Origin of the sequence: Argonema antarcticum A004/B2, from assembly GCF_023333585.1 — a bacterium.
GTDB lineage: Bacteria > Cyanobacteriota > Cyanobacteriia > Cyanobacteriales > Aerosakkonemataceae > Argonema > Argonema antarcticum.
Genome location: NZ_JAIQZN010000107.1, coordinates 1 through 24,108 on the forward strand (window position 1 = coordinate 1; position 24,108 = coordinate 24,108).

The following is a 24,108-nucleotide window of genomic DNA, read 5'->3' on the forward strand; positions in this document are numbered from 1 at the left end:
TCTTCATTCAGCACTCAGCACTTTCAACTCAGCACTCTTCATTCAGCACTCAGCACTTTCAACTCAGCACTCTTCATCCGTTTCTTTGTAAGTCTCAATTGACTTGTTTAGAGCATAGTTCCACCACCATAAGGCACAGCCAAAGTGCTGAGACAGTGTGGTTTGTTGCTCTAATGTTGGATAAAGTCGAACCTTGACGGCAGTATGCAGCATCTCCTTACCTCCTTACTGCATTATACACATTTCAGTAAAATATCCACAAAGATAAAGATTTGGAGATTTCCGTACCTACAATCTCCCTGCCTTTCATCCCGCCGCTAAACTGAGTACAGTTATAGCGGGGGACAACAGGAGCGAGGAGTTAAGGAAGAGGTAATTTTAGATTTTAGATTTAAAAATTGTAATATCAAATTTTAAATCTAAAATCTAAAATTTGAAAGATTTACCAATTCACGTCTTCTCCTTTTCCCGTCAGCCCCTAAGAGGGCGACTCCCGGAGGTTTTTAGATGAAGGGTTGCGGAACTCGTTGTCAGCTCAGTGTAGTCACTCTGCGGACAGCGTTGGTTAAAAAGTAGACTCAGGAGTTGAATGATGGCCAGTCAAACCAGGGATTCGGAATATTCTCGCGATTTCTTTGCCCAAGCGGAACAGGAGCTAGTGCAGGCACTTCTGCAAGATGAAAGGACTTATTGCTGGAATACCGCATACGCAGAATCGGAAGCTTATTTTGCCCAGCAAGAAGAAGCTTTCTCCTTAGATGATTGGAAAGAGGCAGATATACAGGCGCGGACGCAAAACCTATTTGCACAGCTTGACCAAGTTTGGTTAGAAAATGTTCCAGAAATTTATGTGCAAACTAGAGCCTCAGATACTTCTCTATTGGCTGCTTTGTGCCAAAGATTTGAGGGTCGCATACCGCAGGTATCTTTAGAGGCTCTAGCTAAAACTGCCAAAGAGTTGATGTCAACGAATTTATGTTTGGCAGAGCGTTTAGTACAATGCGTGCAGCAGCTGGCTTTAGGCTGGGGGGAAGAAGACCTGCTGGTGATGGCTCGTCCTTTAGCCTACACCATGCGGGGAGAGGAATCGGAAGTGATTGACTCGGTGCTATTAACTGTGAGATCGGTTCCTTTTTGTGAATTATCGAAGATCGAACAAGCACGGTTGAGTTTAGCGATCGCACGCTACGCCTTTGCTGAATTGGAAACAACGGACAAAGGGTAAACTGAGTTGCTTCCGTTTTGCGTTAAGGAAGCTCCGCGTTAGCGCTTCTATAAAGGCGAAAGAGCCCTAGCTTTTAAAATTGCTGCTGTCAAAAAGGCATAAGACAAAACGCCTACTAACGCCAATACCAAAGGACTGATAATACCACTTGCGTTCCACAAAGCATGGAGTGCTGCCGCGCTGAGGTAGCCAATGCTGATAATTTGCCAACGGCGACTGGGCTTGAGGACACTCAGCCCAATAAAATAGCCTAGATAGCCGCTATAGGCCATGTGTCCTGCCACCGAACCCAAAATCCGGGGAATTAGCAGCTGCAATCCCACCAACTCACCTACTCCTTCCCCCACTTGTAAAGTTGCATCCTGGATAATTTGAGGCACATATTGCCCTAAAGTTTCCAACAGCGTAAATCCAACCGCAGAAGCCGTTCCCATCAAAATGCCATCCAGTGGTTCTAGTACGCCCACTCGTTCGCGCCAGGGGGATGGTAAGCGTCTTCCCAGCCAACAAGCCCCCAGCACGGGTAATGCCTTGAGCAACTCTTCCATCAACCCCGCTGCAAAAAACATTCGGATGAGTAAGATAGGAAAACTTAAAGCCGCTACATCTGTTGTCAGATTTCCTGGCAGAATCTTCCGAAAAATAATGATAAATACTTGTAGCAGGGGACTGATCAAAATTAGGATGGTAGCCAAGGAACAAGCTAGTAGCACCCACCACGGTTTATGCTTTCCACAAAGTTGATATATAAAGTAATAAGCTCCCGCAGCTAGGTAAGAAGCCAGCAGCAGGTTAAATACTCTCGCCTCACCTACAGTAGCAAACATCAACACCACGAATCCAACTGTGATGATGCCCGGAATCAAGTAAGCTTTCTGAGTTAGATCCCGTCCGGTTGAAAAAATCGGAAATAGCTGGGTAAAACTAACAGAGTCTGACTGAGGAGGCTTTATAGTGGGGGCTAAAACATCTCCTGGTGATGTCGCTGGTGCCTGGATCGCTGCTTGGGTGGGTTTGTTTACTTCAATGATGAATTCTGGGCCGTTCTGTCCCAACATGATGCGATCGCCCTCTCGGCAGATCCGACATCCATCCAATTTTTGTCCATTGACATAAGTGCCATTAGCACTGTTCAAATCGCAAACCAGCCAGCTGGGAGTAGCACCTGCAAACTCGGTTATATGACTGATTACTGTATGACGCCGGGAAACCATTCCGTATAGGTTGGAGTCTAGAACAACCTGACAGTTTAAATCTCGTCCGATCGCAATCTCGTCAGTAGTGTCAAGGGAGTAGCGACGTTCTGCTCCAGCTGCACCAACACTTAGCAACTGCCGGAGAAATCCCTCAGAAAGGTCACCAGTCATTCGATTTTGGATGAAAGGATTTTGGGTGTTGGGCACTAGAAAAGGGAAGATTTTAGATTTTAGATTTCAAATTTCTTTTGAATTGATTATTTTCAATCTGAAATCTGAAATTTCAAATCTGAAATCTGAATTTGATGGCTATTGATTAGCTTGAGCGTCTTTAACGGCTGCATAGAAGAAAAATGCACCTAGTGGCAGAGCCATCGCTAAGATGATCCCAGTAATTAAGCTGCCCAATTCTGGTTTTCCAGAAGACAGCTCAAAAACTGAACCAACTGCTGCGATCGCTGCTACGCAGGAAGCGCCCAAAAAAAGGGCGCTTTTTGGAGTTACTGTAATCACTGCCTGTTTCTATTTATGGGACTTAGCCATTGGTCATTGGTCATTGGTCATTGGTCATTGGTCATTGGGGACTGGTTTGACGGCCTGGGCGAAAATCCGTATTTATTTCACTCAGCACTCAGCACTCAATTTATGGGACTGGTTTGACGGCTTGGGGCGAAAATCCGTATTTATTTAGCTCTTGGGTTAGAGCCAAACGGTTTTCCACGCGGTCTACGAACAGCACTCCAGTGAGATGATCCATTTCGTGCTGAATAGCGCGAGATAGCAACCCAGTAGCCATTAGGGTTTGAGGGCGACCGTATTCGTCTTTGAAGGCTACTTCAATACCCTCTGGTCGCTTGACATCAAGGTAAACCTTCGGAATGCTCAGACAACCTTCCTGAATTACACACAAGTCGCGGGTGAAACGCTTGATTGTTGGGTTAATTAAAACCACTGGTGGATTAGCTGGGTTATCTGGTTCGCAGTCTATCACAATCAATTGTTTTTGAACAGCCACCTGAGGTGCAGCCAAACCGACCCCATCGGCGCTGTACATGGTTTGCAGCATTTCTCGCACGAGATCCCGTATTTCGGAGTCTATCTTGGCGATCCGCTTTGCTGGTTGGCGTAAAACGCGATCGCCCAAGACATGAATCTCCAAGGGCGGTTTTTCCAACTTTTTCTTTTCGACTAAAACCTCAGATGTCATGGAAGCTTAACTTGTGAGCAGGACAAGATCTAATAGGGCTATTTTCTTTTATCTTATCCTGCTTGTCTTGTTGTTAGAAGGGTTGAGTAGCAAACGGGTTGAAGATAACAGAACTAGCACCACTGCCATTGATAGCATTTCGACCTGTCCCTCCCACAACTGGGCCGGTAGCAGAATCCCACCAGTTATTTTTGGCATCTATTGCGCCAGTCCCACCGTGGTATAAACCGGCATTAGTATTGCCGATCAGGTTGTTGTTATTGATTGTGACTGTGCCGGTGATGGCGTCACCGTTACGGATCGAGACACCGTTGAACGAGTTGGTGATCGTATTACCGAAGACGTTGGCACTTATCAGGTTGCCACCGAAACCAGAATTCCGCAATCGGATACCACCGTCGTCTGCACCGTTATTTAAATTGACGTTAGTGATATCGTTGTTAGCAATAGTCGCGCTACCACCAGCTAGCTGAATCCCTTGCTGATTTACATTGCTGACACTGTTGTTGTTGATCACGCTACTAGCATTGGTAATTGAATCAGCAGCTATGCCGGGGCCAGTTAGATTGGAGATCGTGTTATCTGCGATCGAAATTGTATTAATCCGAAATGTCTGGATCGCGCTGGTAACACTGCCACTTACAATGTCGCGGATTAAGTTGTCTGTGATAGTTGCCGATGAACTTGCCGCACCAACAAAGTCTAAGCGAATAACTCCACCGTTATCGGGGCCAGTACCAATAAACTGATTTTGACGAATAACGATATTCGGATTGCCGGTAGGGCTTGTGTATTGGATGAGATTTTGGGCGGTGGCTTTGCCTTCAATCGTTAGACCCTCAATTGTGACGCCGCTGAGACCAGAATTGATGGTGAAAACTGGTTGAGTAGGTGTACCTGTGACAATAGCTGGGGTAACTCCTGCACCAGAAGAGGGGCTAAGACCTGCATTTGGGCCGCGAATCGTCAAAGGCTTGTCGATGGTCACGGATTCGGTATACATCCCCGATCGGACGACGATAATGTCGTTGTTAGCAGCAGGAGTGACAGCGGCTGCGATAGTGTTGTAACCCATCTGGAACGCTCCAGCCTGGTTATATCGGAGGACGAGATCGTTTGTGGGAGTGCCAGTAAAACCATCATCGTCTAGAATACTCAACGTTGCTGAACCCTGCGAACCGACAAAATAGGCAGAATTATCAGATATAGTTACGGTCACCGTTTCAGTCGGTTCATTTCTATCTTTAGTGGCAGAGATGTTAATCAAAGAAGAAACGCTGCTACCGGCGGGGATGGTGACAGTACCGCTGGTACCGCTCAATCCTGAGTAATCAACATCGCTTGGAGTGCCCGTACCGCTGGGTGTAGCCGTACCGCTGATAGTGTATGTAATCGTAACTGGCTGGGTGATATCGCCGCCAGTACGCGAGAACTGAAATGTACCGGGAGTACTACCAGCTTCCTTAGTGGTCGAGTCAGGCGCGGTAACACCGACGGTTGGTCTTGTCACTACGGGAGGGTCTTGGATGATTACCGTAGCAGCGTTAGCAGGGCCAGGAGTGTATCCAGTACCGCTACCCAAGAACAGGTCTATCGTTTCATTGCCCTCAATTACACTGTCGGTAATGGGGGTAATGTTGATGGTAGCGCTAGTCGAACCTGCTGGAATAGTAATAGTGCTAGTTGTAAAGACGGGATTAGCAGTGTAATCCGTGATGTTAGTGGCGGTACTCAGAGGCGACAGGGTGTAATTAACCGTTAGTGCCCCAGAAGTATCTCCCGTGCGAAAAAACGTAAATTGACCGTTATCTGGGCCGACTTCCGATGCGAGGGGGTCGCTAGCAAAAAGATTGACTGTGGTGGCAGTGGTGGAATCATTATCCAAAATGGTTACAGTGGCGGTGTTCTTGGCGGCGGCGATGTCGTAACCTGTACCGGAAGTCAGAGTCGCTATTACCGTTTCACTAGGTTCAACGAGTGCATCGTCAATAGCTGTGACGGGAATTGTGGCGCTATTAGCACCAGCTGCGATCGTGACGCTACCGCTTAGAGTTTGGTAATCACTACCGTTAATAGCGATTCCAGAGATGGTGTAATTTACTTTGAGGTCTTCATCGACATCGCAAGGGACGGAAACCGTAAATAAGCCCGTTGCTGTAGTTGGTGTAGATTCGATCGTGGTGGGATTTATGGCTGTAATGCTTACTTTTTCAGAACCCCTGGGGATGAAAGCGGCACCGTCTATTGAGTCGCTGTTAGTATTCTGCAAGACGGCCAAAAACTCGCCAGTAACTTTGTCCGTAATGATAGTGTTGGCCGCATCAGCCCCGGTGCCTTGTGTGATATTTAAATCGGCGTAACTAACACCACCTGTTAATGAAATTAAATCTATACAAAGTTGAAAATCGGTAACAATGTCAGCATCCGGTCTGGTAGGGCCACCCGTTCCCCGACCGACAACGAAGACATCGGTGTTCATTTCGCCGCCGCTATCGCCTGTGAGAGTATCGGCACCGAGATCGCCGAATATTGTGTCGCGTCCGCGATCGCCAAACAGAGAGTCATTTCCCTTGCCTCCCCGTAGCAAGTCATCGCCCATCCCCCCGAAGACTGTATCCTGGCCCTCGTTGCCGTTCAGTATGTCGTCGTTCTCGTTACCAAACAGCTGGTCATTCCCACCTAAACCAAAGATGCTGTCATTCCCTTCGTTGCCCAACAATACGTCGTTACCATCACCGCCAAAATCAGATTCTTGACCTTGATCGCCGTAAAGTAAATCGTTATCTAAACCTCCATAGAGAGAGTCGTCCCCCAGGTCGCCGTAAAGGGTGTCATTGCCAACCTCCCCTAACAGGGAGTCATTATTCATTCCACCGCGAATGGTATCGTTGCCTTCTCCGCCAAAGGCCGTATCATTGCCCATGTTGCCGTTGAGGGCGTCATTACCTTCGTTGCCAAACAACAGGTCTGTCCCGTCGCCGCCAAACACCGAATCGTTACCTTGGTCGCCAAAAACGGTGTCGTCCCCCAGGTCGCCATACAATTCGTCATTATCCATGCCGCCACGGACTGTATCGTTGTCCATGCCGCCCCGGACTGTATCGTTGCCCTCGTTGCCGTTTAGGACATCTTCTCCCTCATTGCCATTGATTTCGTCATCGTTTTCGTCCCCCAGGATGGTGTCATTACCGAGGTCGCCGTAGAGGCTGTCATTACCGAGGTCGCCGTACAGAAAGTCGTTGTCTTGACCCCCGCGCAGGTAGTCCTGGCCTTCTTCGCCAAACAGGGTATCGTTGCCCTGGTTACCGTTGAGAACGTCATTTCCATCGCTGCCAAACAGAAGGTCTAACCCTTCGCCGCCAAACACCGAGTCGTTACCCAGGTCACCAAAAAGGGTGTCGTTGCCGAGGTCGCCATACAGTTCGTCATTGTTTTGACCCCCGCGCAAGAAGTCATTTTGCTCGTCGCCCAGAAGACTATCGTTGCCTTCGTTGCCGTTTATGGTGTCATCTCCCGCTAGACCCAGGAGGGTGTCATTACCTGCGAAACCGAGGATGGAATCGGCTTCTGCTGTGCCAGAAAGAAAATCATTCGCAATTGTGCCGGTGATATTCGCCATTTTTTAACTCCTCACTACCCAGTCCATATAATCTAACGATTTCGGTCTATGCAAACTGATTATTTCCATATATTTATGCCTTAACGTCTATTGGTCGTCAATTTTAGGCTGAAGTGTATAGTGTTACTCCTTCAACTGAAAACCTAATTGCTACGTTTATGGCATTTTCCTAAAGCATTCCTGTAAAACTAGGATTATATACTCATTGTTGCCCTTATTTTGCCATAAAGTGGTGATTATACTCTGCAAAATTCACGAGATATTCTTCTAGCACCCTTTGCAGGCCGATCCAATTAAGCGAAGGGATAGGGCCTAAAAGCCCCAGAAGAGGTAAAAATAGTCCCTTCTCTTCTCCTGTTGGCCGTTCCTGGTTGCGCGTTTCTTGTTCCCTTATGGAGTAATTTTTGTTACTTAATAACTACGATAAATCGCCATCTTGGCAGTACCCAGAATGCACCCTAGTCTTCACTTGATAGGTACTGTATTCCGGAAAACGTTCTACTGCAACTGTTATTTACGCGAGTGGATTATCGGTCATCTGGAGAATCTGCGTATAATTAGATACTTTTCATCAACTGCAAGGGGAGCCGATCGTCGATCGTGTAGATGCGTCCTGGCAGCCAGATTTTGCGCTTGATTTGATTTCAGGATAAAATTATTCTCCTGGGCTGTTTTCCCCAGATGCAAGTGAGGAAACACTGTTGATCGATTAGACTATTTTTTAGGCTAGACGTTCCTCAGTCTGGGAAACAATGCGGCCAATCGCAGCTAGCAGCTATACGGGATCTTCCTTACTATGCTATTTGAGCAAAGGGGCAGAGGAGCGGCGGGGCAGAGGCATAAAAATGTTATTTATTGAACAAAAGCATAACAATTCTGAAAAACCCAAAGATAGTATAGCAGCTTATTTATGAGATCGCAGTGGGAATGTTTGCTGGAAAACTTGGGGGAATGGCAGGGTTCTTTTACCCGTCTGTCTCCACAAGGGGAACTATTGGAAGATACTTCCACAATGGTTTCTCTGGAAGGACTGAACAACAATCAGACGATTCGTCAGATAATCCGCCGTTTTTTATCCTCTCAAGAAGTGGAGGAAAAAGTTCTGGAATATAGTTCTCTGGGACGAAACATTTTATTTTTTGATAACGGTGCTTTTTCTCAGGGATCGATTCAGCTGGCTCCTTTTTCGGAGTTTGGCGCGGAATTGGGTTTGATTGATGGTAGTAGGCGTCTGCGTCTTGTGGAAATGTTTGACAAGTCAGGTCAGCTGGAGAGATTAACATTAATTCGAGAAAAGCTTGCTGGTGCAATGACGCCAGAACGTTCACATCTGACGCCGGTCGATTTGCTGGGAGAATGGCGGGGAGAAGCGGTGACGATTTATCCCGATTGGCGTTCGCTAGACACTTATTCTACTAAGCTGCAACTTCATCTAGATAATGATGGTAGATTAGTTCAAAATCTGACTTTTGGCGATCGGATAATCTCTTCTACTGGTAGAATTGATGGCTCTATTATCGAGTTCGATCGCAATTCGCAACTTGTTCAAGTTTTGCTGCTACCGGATGGGGCCTCTTGTACTTGTCCGCTCAAAGTTAAGGTCGGTCAAGCTTTTTTCCTGGAGGTAGGTTGGTTGCTTAGGCCCGATCGTCGTCAGCGGTTGATTCGCAGCTATAATAACAAAGGTGAATGGGTGGCGCTGACGCTGGTCAAAGAGTTTAAAGTTAACAATTAATTCAGAGAACAGCGACGACTTAAGGCTTGTTTGAGCAGAATTTGATAATCTTTGTCTGTAATAGTGTAAGAGCCAAATCGCTCTAGATGGGGATTGGTCATTTGGGCGTCAAAAAAGACGAAATGGCGCGATCGCAATCTTTCCACCAACTTCACCATCGCTACCTTCGACCCTTCTGGAATCCGGTAGAACATCGATTCGCCAATAAAGGCTCCTCCAATAGCAATACCCAAAATTCCACCAGCGAGTTCATCTCCATACCAAGTCTCGAAACTGTAGGCCCAACCAGCCTCGAAAAGAGCCAAGTAAATTTCGAGTAGTTCTGGGGATATCCAGGTGGTTTCCCGATCGGCACAACCCCTAACTACACTTTGGAAATCTCGGTTGATAGCAACAGTGAAACGCTCTTGGTTGAGGACGCGCTGTAGGGATTTTGGGTAACGAAAGCGATCGTCCAAAGGAATCAACGCTCGCTTGCGACTATAATACCATCCCAAGCCATTGCCCTCTTCATCAGCCATCAAGAAATTGCCTTGGGCATACCCCTGGATAATACTGGGAATGTCAATCTGCATAAATCAGGGGATTGGTTCTTCAACACTTAGTGTTGAAAACAGGATTTGTTTGGGCAAAAGAGCATGAAAATAGATAGATTGGCACTTAGTGAGGATTTTTACTATAGATGTCTGAACCAATCCCAGCAATAACTTTGCCACCTAGCCAAAATCCGCAGCAAGAGGGAGAATGGTTGCTGCGTGCTTTGCATAGGTGGCTCGATGAAGAGTTTATCCCAGAACCCGTGAATCAGACGATCGCGACTCGCGCAGCCCAGATCTACCTTCGACAGCGGTTTGAGGGCGAAAATGACCTGGGTTCGCTGGTAATTGCGATCGTGACGGAGATGCAGGCGTTTGACTTTTCCAAAAGTTTCTATAGCGAGTTTGCGATCGCTAATGCCGTAAGCGACCTGCTTTTAGACAGTCTAGGGATCGATCGTTGTTGCGGACAATAAAGTCAAAAGCAAAAAGTAAACACTCAAAAGAAACAACAATAATTTTTATTTCTTTCTTTTGAATGAGTGACTTTTGACTTTTGACTTCTCTTACCAGCTGGACTTCACCACACCGGGTAGCAGACCTTTGTGAGCCCACTCCCGCATCACGTTGCGAGAAAGCCCAAAATCCCGGTAAGTGCCTCTGGGGCGACCTGTAACCCAGCAACGGTTATGCAGGCGGGTGGGCGCACTGTTACGCGGCAGTTGTTGCAGTTGGCGGTGGATTTCTAGTCTCTTTTGTTGAGAAGTAGCTTGTTGAAACTGTTCTTGTAAGTCTTCCCGCTTATCGGCGTACTTATCCACAAGCTTTTGGCGCTTTTTCTCGCGCTCGATCATACTCTTTTTAGCCATGAATGCTTCTTGTTCCCTTAAATAATGAAGACAGCATTTCCTATCTTAACTTTTAGCGGCTGATTTGATTTCAGAAGATTTAGGCGTATTAACCTTGGTTGACTGCATCTGAGGTAGATTGGCAGCAGGGCAGAGGTCGGCAAGTTCACAAGCGTCACACTTAGGATTCCTGGCCGTACAAACAGCCCGACCGTGATAAATGAGGCGGATTGACCAATTCTCCCAATCAGGCTGGGGCAAGAGTCGGATTAAATCTCGCTCCACCCGGACGGGATCTGTTTCTTCTGTCAAACCCAGACGGTAACTGAGGCGCTTCACATGAGTGTCCACCGTGACACCCTGATTGATCCCGTAAGCGTGCGCTAAGACAACGTTAGCCGTTTTACGGGCTACTCCTGGCAATTCCAGCAACTCTTCCATGCGCTTTGGTACTTTGCCGTCAAATTTTTCGACAATTTTGAGGCAGGCACCTTGGATATTTTTGGCTTTATTGCGATAAAAGCCGGTGGAACGCACTAATTTCTCTAACTCTTGGATCTGGGCCCCAGCCATTGCTGGGGCATCGGCAAACTGGGCAAATAAAGCGGGTGTGACCTGATTGACGCGATCGTCCGTACACTGAGCCGAGAGAATAGTTGCCACCAGCAGCTGCACTGGTGTCTCGTAGTTAAGCGTGCAGGTTGCCTCTGGATAGAGTCGCTTGAGGCGAATCAGAATTTCTATGGAACGTTGCTGCTTAGCAGCCCATTTACGGGTAATGCTCACCGGAAGAACTTTTGAACTCCTTCCAAATTTGCGGTATCTCTGACGATCAGAAAAATTCCAAGTCCTAATAGTAGCATCAACCCAGTCTGCATCACCCCGTCCTGGATTTTGGTTGGCAATGGCTTACCGCGAATGCCTTCAATCAGCAGAAAGGCAAGTTGACCGCCATCAAGCGCCGGTAGGGGCAAGATGTTGATGATGGCAAGGTTAATGCTAATTAAAGCGGCAAACTGAAACAGTTTTGTGATGTCAGATTGGGCAATACTGGCACCAATCTCGACAATTTTGACCGGGCCTGCCACTTGGGAAGCTGTTTCTTTAAAGTTGCTAATCAGCTGCCAAAAGCCTTGAGCGGTCAAAATCACAATCCGCTGGAAGTCTTCAGCGGCAAGGCTAAAAATCTCGAAAACATTTTGGGGGCGACGGTACACCACTGGATTACCCTTGGGGCCATTTGGTGCAAGGGAGATGCCGAGCCGGGATTCACCATCGGGCCCAGGCTGAGGAATGGCGGTGAGGGATACTTTTCGATCGCCACGCTGAATAGTAAACTCAATTGACTTGCCGGAACTACTTCTAATTAGTTCTCTTAAAACGGCTTCCTCTTTAAGGGAACGACCAAAATTTTGGCCGTTCGCTGCCAAAATTACGTCCCCAGGTTTTATCCCTGCTGCTGCTGCCACACTGGGAGAAAGCTGGATACCCATGTAGCCGCCCGGTTGAGGCGTCACGGACAACTCGACTGGCTCGTTATTGCGAGTCACAATGAGCTTAGTTGGCTTGCCCGAAGTAGTTGCGAGTAATTCACTCTGGGAGTTTTTCTCGTCGATCGAGAATTCAAACTTTTGACCGTCAACCCAAATTAAGTCGCCTGGATTAATGCCTGCTGCTTTAGCGGTGGCATTCACTTGACTGACTTGTGCAACAATCTGGGGAACCAAAATTCCCGGTTGCTTCGCTTCCGGTATTCCGACTACACCAAGCTGCACCGCCAAGACTAAGTAGGCAAATATCAGATTGGCGATGACGCCTGCGCTAATGACGATCGCCCGATCTAGAATGGGACGATTGCGTAGCAAGTTGGGATCGTCGGGGGGATAAACGTTTTCGGGTTCATCATCGGGAAAGCCAACAAATCCACCCAAGGGAAAAGCCCGGATGGCGTACTCGGTTTCCGATCCCTGATATTTCCACAGGATCGGGCCAAAACCAAGGGAGAAACGATTGGCGTGAATGCCCTGAAGACGAGCGGCCATAAAATGGCCAGCTTCGTGTACTAAAATCAAAACCGCCAAGACTGCGATCGCCGCCAAAACTGACATGGCAAAATTTAATTTGAATTAGCTATACATTTCTTTATTCTAGGTTGCGGCACCAGTAAGCAGATCTCGCCCCAGATACGATCGCAGGGCTTGTGGTATTGCGATCGATCCATCAGGTTGTTGATAATTCTCCAAAATTGCCGCCATCGTGCGACCCACAGCCAATCCAGAACCGTTGAGAGTATGTATAAACTGGGTTCCTTTCTTGCCAGCTTCCTTAAAGCGAATACTGCCTCGCCGCGCTTGGAAGTCACCAAAATTGGAACAGCTGGAAATCTCGCGATATTTGCCAGCAGAAGGCAGCCAGACTTCTAAGTCATAGCACTTTGCCGCGCCGAAGCCCAAATCGCCGGTACAGAGTTCCATGACTCTGTAAGGCAGCTGCAAGGCTTGCAAAATCGCCTCGGCGTCTCGGACAAGGGATTGATGTTCTGCCTCTGAAGTGCTGGGATGAACCAATTTAACTAGCTCGATCTTGTTAAATTGGTGGAGTCGGATCAGCCCCCGCGTGTCTCGCCCATAAGCACCGGCTTCTCTGCGAAAACAGGGAGTATAGGCGCAGTGGTGGATGGGTAGCTGGGATGCTTCTAGGACTTCATCTCGATAGAGATTGGTGACGGGTACTTCGGCGGTAGGAATCAACCACAAATCATCCGATTCGCACTTAAAGCTTTCTTCGGCAAATTTAGGTAGCTGATTGGTGGCGGTGAGGGATTGGCTGTTAACTAAAAACGGGGGTATTACTTCTAGATACCCAGCTTTGGTTTGCCGATCGAGCATGAAGCTAATCAAGGCCCTTTCCAGGGCAGCACCGGCTCCTATCAGGGTAACAAAGCGACTTTGGGCAACTTTCACGGCTCTCTCAAAGTTGAGGATGCCGAGTTTTTCGCCAATTTCCCAGTGAGGGAGAATATTAGGGTTTTGGGGAATGTATTCATCACCCCACCGACGTACTTCTACATTGTCCTCTTCAGTTTTACCTATGGGGGTGGATTCGCTAGGTAAGTTGGGCAATGCTAGCAGAAGTTCTTCTAGCTTGGCTTTGAGGTCTTTTTCCTGGGGATCGAGTTCGCTCAGAGTCGCTTTGATTTGGTTTCCCTCGTCGCGCAAGACTTGTATTTCTGGGCTGTTGGGGTCGCCACCGTCTTTAATTTTTTTGGGGATCGATTTGGCGATTTCGTTACGGCGGGCTTCGAGATGCGATCGCTCTTTCTCCAGTTCCCGCTGTTGTCGGTCTAGCTGTAAAATCTGCTGTATATCATACTGACCGACGCTGCGACTGTTGAGCCGATCTTGGACAAGTTGTGGATTTTCCCGTATCTGTTTGAGGTCTAGCACAGATATTCCTTAAGCTTTTTCTGCCAATACATCAGGATACACGCAAAGACGAAATATCTAGTCAGGGATCGGCACTAACTAGGTGCGGTTAACGCGATCGATCAGCCACAGCGTGGCGATAATTCCGACAAAGTGACCGAAAATGGTATTGATATTTGCCTGCACTGCGAACATATCCAGAGAGCTGATCAGGCGACTGGTATCGGACAACGCTATTGTTTGCGGTTGGGATATGGATTTTGCCGCTAGTGTACCGACAATCGCATAGGCTCCGAAAAGAGTTAATAACATCCCGCCTAAATTCACGAGCAATCCCAAGCGCAGGACTTGAATTGTATCTGTTTTCCGAGGGCGGGTGTTGGCATTGAGAGATTGTAGCTGTTTGGCGATGCGGGTGTAACGGAAAGCCCAGTAAATGCTTCCGCCTAGAACCGCAAGTCCGCACAAGGCGAAGAAAATGCCTAACCCAGTGCCGGGATTGCTGGCATTGTTAGTGCTATTGCTACTAAAGACGGCAAACAGCAGCAAAACCACGCTGGAAACAACCGCTAGGACTAACTGAGACCAGAAGCTAATCCAGCCAGTTAGACGGAAATTGAGGGCTATTTGCCGAAGTGTTGAGGGAAGAGACTGTGACTCTGATGGATCTGGCATATATATTCTCATTAAACCCGATTTAAACCCGATTTTGATATGGCAAAACTTTTATCAATGAAGAAACTTTAAGTGAAGCAGGGCATCTGGGCATCAGGTGTCCTGCCTTTTACCCAGACGGCAATTAAATATACACGACTTTTGTGCCAAACAGTCTTACGCAATACTGTGCCAATGCTATTATGCTGTGAAATAGCGGCTCTGTGGATGAAGTGTACCAAGGTGAGGAGATCTACCGGGTTTGGCACCAATTCTTTAAAAAAAATAAAATTCCACAGTTCCAAGTGCTTGAAAAAACATATAGTTTAGGAAAAAGTCTCATCCCCAGGGGAAGCACCATTAAAGCCTTCATAACACTACGAGCCTTGCGTGATGAGGGCTTAGTTAAGGTCTTTTATACTCTGTATACAAGTATTTCGACGAATAAGGCAAAATCAGGTACGAGGTTTGGCAGACACACCCAGAATTAGGTGTCTAGAATTGATCGTAATATTCAGCAGTTCCTTTTCGGACAGAATGGAAACTGAGCGTGCGGTTGGATCTGGCAAACGATATCCGATGCCTTTAAAATCACTTTGGGACAGAGTGTTCAGCCAGTTATGCAGATGAAATTTGACGATATTTACCAGTTTTTTGACAATCCTCCTCCCATATATCTGAGCAAAGAACTAGCCGTGTGCTACGTACTTTCTGTCTTAGTGCGAGGGGAATCTTATGGAACAGAGCTAATCCAGCTTATAGAGAGTGAATACCCCGCCTACCGGCTTTCGGATACTGTTCTGTACCTAGCACTCAAATTTCTGGAGGATGAACAGGCGATCGGCGGGTATTGGAAAAAAGTAGAAGGACGCGGACGCCCCCGAAGGATGTATCGCATCCGTCCTGATTGGCGGGAGCTATCTCAGGATTTGGCTCGTCTCTGGCGCGAATATGCAGCCAAAGACGAGCGTTCGGCCTCACCCCAACCAAGTCAGCGGCAAACAGTTCCCGAAGGTAGCGACAAATCGTAAACTTGTGTAAAGTATGGGGATGATACGGATGTAACGATTTTGGATTCATGGTGAATCTAAAATCTTAAGTCCCCAAACCCTTCCCAAATCAGGATGACCACGACAATTATTTACTCGACATTGCTGCTGACGTTGTTGCTGTCGATTGGCCTGTTTTTCTTTATCAAAGCTTCTGTCAAAGATAGGACTCAAGCAGTTAGGCTGATTTCGGAGCAGCCACAAGAAGCGCTTTTCGCTCAATTCCAGCAGTATTTTACGCAGCGTTCCTACCGGGTCGCATCTGTGGATGCGACTCAAAACGAGGTGACTTTCGTGGGGTTTGTCCGCCCCAGCTGGTTTATGGCAATTTTCTTAACTTTGTTGGCGGCTGTGGGAATCCTGAGTCTTGTGCTGGTTTTGTCGATTTTGTTTCCCAATTTGGCGATCGGATTTCTGGGGCTAGAATTGTTGTCCCCTATAGCTGGTGTATTTTACTGGCAAAAAGCTGGACGACAAGAGCAGGTTTCGCTCAAGTTTGAAGATGTGCTTAGCGAGGAAACTCAAGTCGTGCAAAGTGCGATCGCTGTTACTGCTCATCGGGATGAATTGGCTGCTTTACAACAGGCACTGGGATTAAAACCTGACGATGAAGTTAGAGAAGCCTCTCCTTTGACAAAGCCTGTCCCAACAACATAGCAGAATCACTGTTACATAAAAACCGACAATAAACCCCACTCATAACTTGCTTAGTTTGAGTGGGGTTTATTTAATATATCAACTTTTTCGTTGCTGCAAAGGTCGCCTTGGAGTTGCCAAAATGCGAATTTTAAATTCCTCTCCAGCCAATCCTACCCGTTAAGTCTCAGCCACTTTGAGCAGCAACTGCAACTTTTTCGTTAGGGTGTTCTAACTCTTTCAAGCTGGGAAACAGAAAATGGTTTTCTTCCACGTACTGAGCCCCAAACAGCCCCTTTTCTGCCCAGAAGTAGCGATCTGTAGTATGCTCGTTCCGCTTAACCAGCAGTAGAGCGGGTGGCACAATTCCTTCGGCTTGAATAAATTTTCGAGCCGCCGTTACTGGTTTATCCAGCCCACTTTCGATGCTATATTGAGGCACGTGCTCAAGAATCCTACGCCCTTCTTGGCGACGGCGACTTTTACGCTTACGTCTCCTAGCCAAGCTAGTTACCTCCTCTTTTAGTTCTATTCTGTAATGATATTTACCAAAGCCGTCGCAAGTATATAGGCTTGAGTTCTAAAAATCAACTTTTATTAAATGATTGATACAAATCTTCCAGATGCCCTGAAAGCAAAGCGCAGGTACTGATCGCGCTAAGCTGGAAACAGATATCGATCGCAGTAGCTGTAATAAAAATATATGTTGTTTCTAATTCATCGCCCCAAACTGGTCAGATAACGCTTGTAGATGATATCAGAGAAACAGAAAGCCATTTGGACAACAGCGCCATTTGGCACGTATAACTACTAGAGCTTGACAAGAATGTTGATGCCTGCTTCTTCAGAATTTGTTGCTCTGTGTCAAGCACAGGTCGCATTGCTTACCCAGGCACTGGGAGCGGCTTTGAGTGTAGTCTATTTGACGGAAGAATTGGTGGAGGGAGAAGAAGCTAAACTGATTCCGGTTGTGGCTTACCCTAACCAAAGTGCGGTTTGGGATGAGAATGATTCGCTGGCTTTTTTACCGGATGGGATCGAGAAGGTCAATAATATCCCTCGTTTATTATCGGCGGCTCCTCAAGGCTCCTCAATCCTGCTGCGGTCTGGGCCAGGGGTAGATGCAACGGGAGGCGAGCAACGGCGTCACAAAGAAGGTCATTCTCTGGTGCAACAGCGCCAAATTGTTTTACCTCTGATCCATGAGGGGGTTGTGATGGGATTGTTGGTTACCAGTCGTGAGGATCGACCTTGGAATGAGCAGGAACGGATTGAGGTGGAAAGGATTGCTCATACGATGGCTCTAGCTTGTATTTTAGACCAACGCTCTCAGTGGCTGGGGCAGCAATTTAGCCAACAACAGCGCCTTCAAAGTCAACAAAATGAGCTTCTACATAATTTGTTGCACCAGCTTCGCAATCCGCTGACGGCTTTATTGACTTTTGGGAAGCTGCTGCTGAAACGACTGCGACCGTCCGATGCAAACCGCGATATTGCAGCTAATATTCTCAGGGAGAGCGATCGCATCCAAGATTTGCTCTCACAGTTCGATGAGGCGATTGATTTGACCGCCAGTCAAGGATCGCTGTTAGCTTATCCTTCTGAGGTTTCGGTTGAAGGGGAGGTTGAGACGGCGACAGATCCCGATCGGGCCAATAAACCGCTACTGTTGTTACCAGAAGGTGGGTTGATGGCGGTGGGAACTCTGGAATCCTGCTCTGTAGCCGAAGTTTTAAAACCCCTGCTGTCATCGGCGTATGCGATCGCGCAAGAGCGAAATATAAAGTTAAAAGCTGAAATTAGGGCTAATTTGACGCCTGTTCGAGCTAATCCCAAAGCTTTAACAGAAGTGTTCAGTAATTTAATTGATAATGCTTTGAAATATACGCCTTCGGGGGGATGGGTTTACGTTGATGCGGGGGTAGAGCGAGAATCGCCTCAAGGTCGGTTGCAGGGAGTTGCGGTGAGCGACACTGGCCCTGGTATTCCTCCCCAAGATTTAGAGCGGTTGTTTGAGCGCCATTACCGGGGAGTTCAGGCCCGATCGGAGATTCCGGGGACTGGTTTGGGTTTGGCGATCGCACGAGATTTGGTGCAGCAAATGCAGGGTGAAATTGAGGTTTTTAGTCCATCTCAGCACCCTACTAATGCTGGAATAGGTTCGACTTTTATCGTGTGGTTACCAGAAAGTCAATAGTAATCTAAAATTTCCTTATGAGGCAGACCGTCTCAAAATCAGATCGGAATTTAAGGTTAAAGTCAAGTCCTTGTCAGGTTCGATCGAGAGGAGTCTAACTGTTTCCTGGTTTCGGAACCTTCCCAACAGTTCGGAAGAAGAGCCAAAGCCAGAGTTTAGCACAACTTGTCCGGTGGCGATCGCTGGGTTCCCGCTCACAGCCGCTAGAGCTGCTGCCGCCCCTGTACCTAAAGCTGCATTGCCGATAATTCTACCAAGTCTGGGGCTGTCGCTAATCTCTTGTGTTTTGGTAATAATTCGGGAACTTGCACTTATGGGAATTCGTTTACCATCGCTTAAAACTAACTCTTTGGCAACAAATTGAGCGCTTCCTATTTCTTGCATTGTTACCAGTTCGCCGACGATCTGAGTGCCAGATGGAATCAACAAAGTTGGTTGAGTGGTAACAATGTTTCTAGCTACGATTAGGGTTAAGGGAATTGGCCCTGGTTCGTCTGAGGCAACGATAATTCTCTGTGCTGTCTGGTATTTAACCGGGATAAGAGTTCCGGCGGCAATTCTGCCAGTTATTTCTGCCGGTAAAGTTCTTTGGGCATAAGCCGGATATTGTTTCACAATGGGTGTGAAGGTGCTGGCATTTATCGAGAAAGCTAACAATAAAGTAGTTGCCGACTGCCAAGGTTTGAGCTTATACATAAAGTGATTTCTCCACAAAATACATGGTTTTCATAAATTCTAAGCTTTGTTTTAAAAGAAACTCAAAATATATTATTTTTTAGTTTGGTCGATCTACTATTTTCGCCAAAGTTAAGATACAGCGGCAGCTTTATTAGTCGCTTTTGTTTGATAAATTTATAGGCCGCTGGGCTATAAAATAAAGCTAGTGCAGGATGGCGGAAATAACTCACCACTAAAAATTGCCAATGATTGCTCTGGAAATCTTGATTTTTACTACTGACAACTGACAACTGACAACTGACAACTGACCACTGACAACTGACCACTGACAACTGACCACTTGCGCTAGTTATCCCTCAGCCGTCTTAACATCCAGTCAAATCTGGTTCTAGCGATCGCAATATTGTCAAGGATATTGGGGTTGAGTTGTTCCACGTCAATGTTTCCATCATGGGGCGAGACTTTTCCATAACCCAGTTGGCCAACGGTGCCACGCAGTCTGATCGAAAGCAATATTGCCAAGGCTCGGTAAAAACGGGAGCAAAATCCAGTATCCTGTTGTAGTCTTGTCGCTAATTGCCTTCGGGGAATCGACAGCAAGAGTGAGTTTTCGATCGTCTTAACTGTGGCAGAAGGCGGGCGGGAATCTATAAAAGACATTTCTCCCACCATCTCGCCGCTTGACAATGTGGCAATTTCTTTATTATCCAGGGCAGCAATAGAAACAGTCAAGGTTCCTTCCAGGAGAAGGTACAGCGTGTCGATGGGTTTTCCTTCTTCAATGAGGACAGTGTTGGCAGGAACTTCCTCGCGCTTACCCGTCTGTAGCATCCAATCAATGTCGTCATCGCTCAGTTCCCCTAGAATAAAAAGGACTTTTTCCATACCTGACTTCCTAAAGCTGTGTTGTGCTACAAAGATGGTTTGACGGTTTCCTGAAGCACCCTAGTTGCGACGGATTGGTAGACAAAATCATTTTTGAGATTCTCCCCCGCTAACTTAACGGTATAGTGACGGATGAAAGACAGTCAAGATAAAAACGGAATGTGGGTTACGTCCAGTTAAGAAAAAAGCGATCGCAAACTGAGATAGTTTGCGATCGCTTTCCCATTGATGATGTCTATCTAAATGCCTCGATCGTACCCAGAGTCGCGTCTTGGAATGGGTCTGGAGTCGCGATCGTAGTTGTAATCAGAGTTAGACCCGGAGCTGTAACCGGAGGAGGAGTTAAGTACTAAATCCGAGCGGAGTGTCAGATCCAGATCGCGTTCCGGGTCAATGACCACCACTTTAGCTGAATCGCGATTGCGTCCCAGGAGAAGTCCACCTACAGCACCCGCTCCCGTACCCGCCAAAACTTCTAGGGGTCGGATACGTCTGTCGCCAGAAATGCCTGAGATCAATGCTGCTGCTGCTGAACCAACTGCTGCACCTGTGAAGATAGAAGTTGTGTTAGTACCACCCCTACGGACTTCTTCTGTTTGAGTAATTACATCAGAAGTCGCGTTGATAGTGCGTCTCTCACCTCGATCTAGAATCAGGTTTCTGGCCACAAAGCGCGAACCTCTACCATAAGGTTCTATTTGTCCCTCTATGCGACTGCCAGATGGAATCAATACGCTACCGTCACGACCTACTACGTCATCTTGTACTGTGAGAGTTATTCGTGCAGTTTCATCTGGTGCTAAGACGATTTTTTCGGCTTTTTCGTATGTAACGGGAATGTTTGTGCCAGCGGGTAATCTGTAATCAAATCGTTGTGATTGAGATACACGAGATTGAGCTAAAGCAGGTGATGCAATTAGGAACGGAGCAACTGTAGTAGCAGTCATTCCTAATGCGAGTAGTGCAGCGGTTGTAGATTGCCAGCGATGGGAATTAAACATTTATGGCACCCTCCTTGTTGGGTTTGTTATATCAAATGACGCCGGATTGAAAAGTTTGTTTCTGATAGTACCGACTCTATAAAGAGAGTCTGTTATTTCGAGTCATCACTTCATCTTAAATACTTGTGTGATGTGGGAGGGGAAGTCTTAATACTCTTTATTGTAACTAGGCGATAAAGGGTTATTCATCAACCATAAGTAATATCACTATTTGGGGATTTTTTTTGTTGTCCTGGCGAAAACTTTTTAGCTACATACTAAGGAGGAGGACGCCGGAGTACAAAATTAGTTCCTTACTAACGTAAGTTGCTAGTTATATCATTAAGGCTTTTGCAGCAGGTACTGGTTGCGCTTTAGCACTCAAAGAGCGCTAAAGCACAACAACATACCCATTATTATAGTCATATTTGCGTCCGCCTTCCTTCTACTGGGGGATCTGCCAGGGCGATTGGGACAAAGAGAGAAAGTCGATGGAATATCGGATGAATTCGGGATCTAGTAGCAACAGCGGCTGCACTAGGAGCAGCGATCGCAGTCTGCTAGAATCCATTTAAAATATAAAAATTGGTTGACTTTTTGGTCAAACAAAGATAAAACAAAACGAGCTACCAGAGACAAAGAGTGCAAATCAAAAGATATCCGCTCCGATTCTGGGCTGGGTTAGGGAGTGTTTGGGCGTGTCTGTTTCTTAGCAATCCAATAGCGGCACAGATTGTACCGGATGCTACTCTGCCTATTAATTCGATCGTCACGAATCAGGTCAACACCAGCATTATTGAAGGAGGAACCACTTTAGGTGGTAACCTATTTCACAGCTTTCGGGAATTTTCCGTCCCCACTGGCGGGACTGCCGACTTTAACAATGCTGTGGATATTGAGAATATCTTCAGCCGCGTGACGGGGGGCTCAATTTCTAATATTGATGGGTTAATTCGAGCCAAGGGCAGCGCCAACCTATTTTTGATCAATCCTAATGGGCTCATTTTTGGGCAAAATGCTCGCCTCAATATCGGCGGTTCGTTTGTCGGCACTACTGCTGATAGTTTACAATTATCTGATGGGAATTTTTTCAGCGCTGCTAAACCCAATACACCTTCTCTGCTAACGATAAGCGTACCAATTGGCTTGCAGTGGAACGGAAACAATAGCGGTACAATTCAGGTTATTGGGGATGGGCACTCTCTGAAAATCGAAAACAATTTGATTCGATCGCAAAACAGCAACGGCGATAATTCAGAATTGCACCTACAACCGCAAAGAACCCTAGCTTTAGTTGGTGGAAATGTCAACCTTAGTGGTGCCATCCTGACAGCCGAAAGCGGAAGAATTGAAATTGGCAGCGTCAGTCAAGGAATAGTTAGTTTCGAGCCAAGCACGGTGGGATGGAATTTGAATTATTCACAAGTAAATACTTTCGGGGATATTAACTTTTCTGGGGCGGCACTAGCGTATGTCAGTGGCGATGGCGGAATTGGACTCCAATTAGCAGGCAGAAACTTGCGGATGAGCGATGGTTCGCTTGCCTTGATAGAAAATCGCGGTACTTTACCAGTGGGAGAGATTCGAGTTAGGGCATCCCAGAACGTAGAATTGATCGGCACTGACGATAGTACAATTATTCCGAGCGGCATCTTAACTCAAATCCAGACGCAAGGAATAGGTGCGGATATTGTTGTTTCGACGCAACATTTGACAATGCAAGATGGGGGTGAAATCAACACTATTTCCTCTAGCGAAAGTCCGCAAACAATAGGAGGCAATATTATTGTAGAAGCATCTGAATCTGTGGAAGCTAGAGCCACTTCCCCCATCAATGCTTTCACTTTCAGCGGTATTTTATCTACTGGTTATGGCAAAGCAAAACCTGGTGATATCAGCGTCTCGGCTAGCCGATTAAGGGTAATTGATGGAGGGCTTGTGGTATCTACTACCGACGGGTCAGCTAGTTTTGGAGGCAATGTAAGTATCGACGCCACAGAAAGTGTAGAAGTGATAGGAGTAAATTACCGTACTCGCGAACGAATTCCCACCAGAAGCTTTTTAGGTACTGTAACGCTCGGTAATGGCAATGGTGGCGATATGAGCCTCAACACTTCAAGAATTCTCATTCGCAATGGAGGTGCTATCAGAACCAGTACAGAAGGCAGTGGAAGGGGGGGGAATTCTCTTGTTAATGCTTCCGAATTCGTCGAGGTGAGCGGGGTAGGAACTGGAACTAATATCAATAGTAGGCTGACTTCAGCAGCCGAAGCGAACAATCCGTTTCAAGTACTCGAAGGACGACCTCTACCCACAGGAGATGCGGGAAAAATGACCATTATCACTCCTCGATTGGTCATCTCGGATTTGGCTCTAGTCGGTGTTGTAAATCAGGGTTTGGGTAATGCTGGAGATATGCAGATTATTGCAGGAGAAATTTTAATTGCTAGGGGCGGTCGTATTGCTGGCTCTAGCGAATCTGGAAATGGGGGTAACGTTAATTTGCAAGTGGCTGACTCGCTGCAACTTCGCAATGGCAGTCAAATTTCAACGGCGGCAGGGCGCAATGGCAATGGCGGCGACATCATCATTAATGCTGATACTATTGTGGCGCTGGAAAACAGCGATATCAGCGCTAATTCGCAATCATCCCAAGGAGGAACTGTTAATATTTTTACGAATGGCATTTTTGGCACTCAGTTCCGCGATCTAGCTACATCAGAAAGCGATATTACTGCGACTGGGGGAACGCCTGCTTTAAGCGGTAGAGTGGAAATTCAAACATTAAATAATACTTTGACAAATGCTCGGGTACACTTGTCGAGTAATTTTGTTGTTCCAGATCCTGTTTTTGCTAGTGGCTGCGGTACTCGATCGCGTGCTGGAAATCGTTTCACTGTTACTGGGACTGGTGGTTTAGCTAGCACTCCCTACGATGCGCTGACGGGTCGTTACAGTTTCATGGGTATGCCATCTTTACTAGCAGGAGTACAGGTGCGTAATGGTTCTGAAGTTGCGGGTACAGAACCTCAAACTGAGATGGTGGAGGCGACTGGGTGGACGCGGGAAAGTGATGGCAAAGTTGTTCTGACTGCAAATCTATCTACGATCGGGCCTTTTCTGACGAACCCCGCTTGTCAAGCTTCTCAAGGGGCTAGGGGCTAGGGAAGAGGGAAGAGGGAAGAGGGAAGAGGGAAGAGGGAAGAGGGCAGAGGGAAGAGGGAAGAGGGAAGAGGGA

At 46.9% G+C, this 24,108-nt stretch carries 22 protein-coding genes; 7 read left to right on the forward strand and 15 right to left on the reverse strand.

Annotated elements, in window-relative coordinates; translation table 11 throughout:
• Window positions 1-63: 63 nt before the first annotated feature.
• Window positions 64-213, reverse strand: coding sequence for a helix-turn-helix domain-containing protein (locus LAY57_RS29915; protein ID WP_476727027.1), 150 nt, complete (start codon window positions 211-213; stop codon window positions 64-66).
• A 376-nt stretch (window positions 214-589) separates the two neighbouring features.
• On the opposite strand from LAY57_RS29915, the gene LAY57_RS29920 reads away from it, so the two are divergent.
• Window positions 590-1,225, forward strand: a complete 636-nt coding sequence (locus tag LAY57_RS29920; protein WP_249070830.1) for a hypothetical protein — start codon at window positions 590-592, stop codon at window positions 1,223-1,225.
• Window positions 1,226-1,272: 47 nt separating this feature from the next.
• Here LAY57_RS29920 and LAY57_RS29925 read toward each other — a convergent pair whose 3' ends face one another.
• The 4 genes from LAY57_RS29925 to LAY57_RS29940 form a co-directional block, all read right to left on the reverse strand.
• Entirely contained in the window at window positions 1,273-2,592 is a 1,320-nt protein-coding gene (locus tag LAY57_RS29925) for a PrsW family glutamic-type intramembrane protease (protein ID WP_249070831.1), read from the reverse strand.
• A 138-nt stretch (window positions 2,593-2,730) separates the two neighbouring features.
• The gene (locus LAY57_RS29930) at window positions 2,731-2,931 is read right to left on the reverse strand and encodes a hypothetical protein (protein ID WP_249070850.1); all 201 of its coding nucleotides are present in this window, start codon (window positions 2,929-2,931) and stop codon (window positions 2,731-2,733) included.
• Window positions 2,932-3,064: 133 nt separating this feature from the next.
• Window positions 3,065-3,628 (reverse strand): peptide deformylase, encoded by a 564-nt coding sequence (gene def, locus LAY57_RS29935; RefSeq protein ID WP_249070832.1) that lies wholly within the window; start codon window positions 3,626-3,628, stop codon window positions 3,065-3,067.
• A gap of 73 nt (window positions 3,629-3,701) precedes the next feature.
• Window positions 3,702-7,247, reverse strand: a complete 3,546-nt coding sequence (locus tag LAY57_RS29940; RefSeq protein ID WP_249070833.1) for a Calx-beta domain-containing protein — start codon at window positions 7,245-7,247, stop codon at window positions 3,702-3,704.
• 910 nt (window positions 7,248-8,157) lie between these two features.
• On the opposite strand from LAY57_RS29940, the gene LAY57_RS29945 reads away from it, so the two are divergent.
• The gene (locus LAY57_RS29945; RefSeq protein ID WP_249070834.1) at window positions 8,158-8,982 is read left to right on the forward strand and encodes a DUF3598 family protein; all 825 of its coding nucleotides are present in this window, start codon (window positions 8,158-8,160) and stop codon (window positions 8,980-8,982) included.
• On the opposite strand, the gene aat is transcribed toward LAY57_RS29945, so the two are convergent.
• Entirely contained in the window at window positions 8,979-9,557 is a 579-nt protein-coding gene (gene aat / locus LAY57_RS29950; protein ID WP_249070835.1) for a leucyl/phenylalanyl-tRNA--protein transferase, read from the reverse strand. The two genes, LAY57_RS29945 and aat, sit on opposite strands and share 4 nt — an antisense overlap.
• 107 nt (window positions 9,558-9,664) lie before the next feature.
• Between aat and LAY57_RS29955 the strand changes: the two genes are divergently transcribed.
• Window positions 9,665-9,994, forward strand: coding sequence for a DUF8822 family protein (locus tag LAY57_RS29955; RefSeq protein ID WP_249070836.1), 330 nt, complete (start codon window positions 9,665-9,667; stop codon window positions 9,992-9,994).
• A gap of 90 nt (window positions 9,995-10,084) precedes the next feature.
• Here the strand turns inward: LAY57_RS29955 and rpsN are convergent, their stop codons facing one another.
• The 5 genes from rpsN to LAY57_RS29980 all read right to left on the reverse strand — a co-directional run bounded on the left by rpsN (window position 10,085) and on the right by LAY57_RS29980 (window position 14,466).
• Window positions 10,085-10,387, reverse strand: coding sequence for a 30S ribosomal protein S14 (gene rpsN, locus LAY57_RS29960; protein ID WP_249070837.1), 303 nt, complete (start codon window positions 10,385-10,387; stop codon window positions 10,085-10,087).
• A 45-nt stretch (window positions 10,388-10,432) separates the two neighbouring features.
• Window positions 10,433-11,152, reverse strand: coding sequence for an endonuclease III (gene nth / locus LAY57_RS29965; RefSeq protein ID WP_249070838.1), 720 nt, complete (start codon window positions 11,150-11,152; stop codon window positions 10,433-10,435).
• A complete protein-coding gene (gene rseP, locus LAY57_RS29970; RefSeq protein WP_249070839.1) occupies window positions 11,149-12,474 on the reverse strand; it encodes an RIP metalloprotease RseP in 1,326 nt (441 codons plus the stop codon). Before rseP ends, nth begins: the two co-directional genes overlap by 4 nt.
• Before the next feature lie 39 nt (window positions 12,475-12,513).
• Window positions 12,514-13,812 carry a serine--tRNA ligase gene (serS, locus tag LAY57_RS29975; RefSeq protein ID WP_249070840.1) on the reverse strand — a complete coding sequence of 433 codons (1,299 nt, stop codon included), beginning with the start codon at window positions 13,810-13,812 and terminating at the stop codon, window positions 12,514-12,516.
• Window positions 13,813-13,890: 78 nt separating this feature from the next.
• Entirely contained in the window at window positions 13,891-14,466 is a 576-nt protein-coding gene (locus LAY57_RS29980; protein ID WP_249070841.1) for a DUF3611 family protein, read from the reverse strand.
• Window positions 14,467-15,071: 605 nt separating this feature from the next.
• On the opposite strand from LAY57_RS29980, the gene LAY57_RS29985 reads away from it, so the two are divergent.
• The gene (locus LAY57_RS29985) at window positions 15,072-15,476 is read left to right on the forward strand and encodes a PadR family transcriptional regulator (protein WP_249070842.1); all 405 of its coding nucleotides are present in this window, start codon (window positions 15,072-15,074) and stop codon (window positions 15,474-15,476) included.
• 93 nt (window positions 15,477-15,569) lie between these two features.
• Entirely contained in the window at window positions 15,570-16,151 is a 582-nt protein-coding gene (locus LAY57_RS29990) for a cofactor assembly of complex C subunit B (protein ID WP_249070843.1), read from the forward strand.
• Window positions 16,152-16,317: 166 nt separating this feature from the next.
• Here the strand turns inward: LAY57_RS29990 and LAY57_RS29995 are convergent, their stop codons facing one another.
• A complete protein-coding gene (locus LAY57_RS29995) occupies window positions 16,318-16,635 on the reverse strand; it encodes a DUF3155 domain-containing protein (protein ID WP_249070844.1) in 318 nt (105 codons plus the stop codon).
• Window positions 16,636-16,962: 327 nt separating this feature from the next.
• Between LAY57_RS29995 and LAY57_RS30000 the strand changes: the two genes are divergently transcribed.
• Complete coding sequence (locus LAY57_RS30000) at window positions 16,963-18,327, forward strand: sensor histidine kinase (protein ID WP_249070845.1); 1,365 nt, start codon at window positions 16,963-16,965, stop codon at window positions 18,325-18,327.
• Window positions 18,328-18,342: 15 nt separating this feature from the next.
• Here LAY57_RS30000 and LAY57_RS30005 read toward each other — a convergent pair whose 3' ends face one another.
• The 3 genes from LAY57_RS30005 to LAY57_RS30015 form a co-directional block, all read right to left on the reverse strand.
• Entirely contained in the window at window positions 18,343-19,023 is a 681-nt protein-coding gene (locus tag LAY57_RS30005) for a TraB/TrbI/VirB10 family type IV secretion system protein (RefSeq protein ID WP_249070846.1), read from the reverse strand.
• 327 nt (window positions 19,024-19,350) lie between these two features.
• Window positions 19,351-19,890, reverse strand: a complete 540-nt coding sequence (locus LAY57_RS30010; protein WP_249070847.1) for a cyclic nucleotide-binding domain-containing protein — start codon at window positions 19,888-19,890, stop codon at window positions 19,351-19,353.
• A gap of 239 nt (window positions 19,891-20,129) precedes the next feature.
• Window positions 20,130-20,891 carry a hypothetical protein gene (locus tag LAY57_RS30015; protein ID WP_249070848.1) on the reverse strand — a complete coding sequence of 254 codons (762 nt, stop codon included), beginning with the start codon at window positions 20,889-20,891 and terminating at the stop codon, window positions 20,130-20,132.
• A 621-nt stretch (window positions 20,892-21,512) separates the two neighbouring features.
• On the opposite strand from LAY57_RS30015, the gene LAY57_RS30020 reads away from it, so the two are divergent.
• Window positions 21,513-24,035 carry a two-partner secretion domain-containing protein gene (locus LAY57_RS30020; protein ID WP_249070849.1) on the forward strand — a complete coding sequence of 841 codons (2,523 nt, stop codon included), beginning with the start codon at window positions 21,513-21,515 and terminating at the stop codon, window positions 24,033-24,035.
• Window positions 24,036-24,108 lie beyond the last annotated feature (73 nt).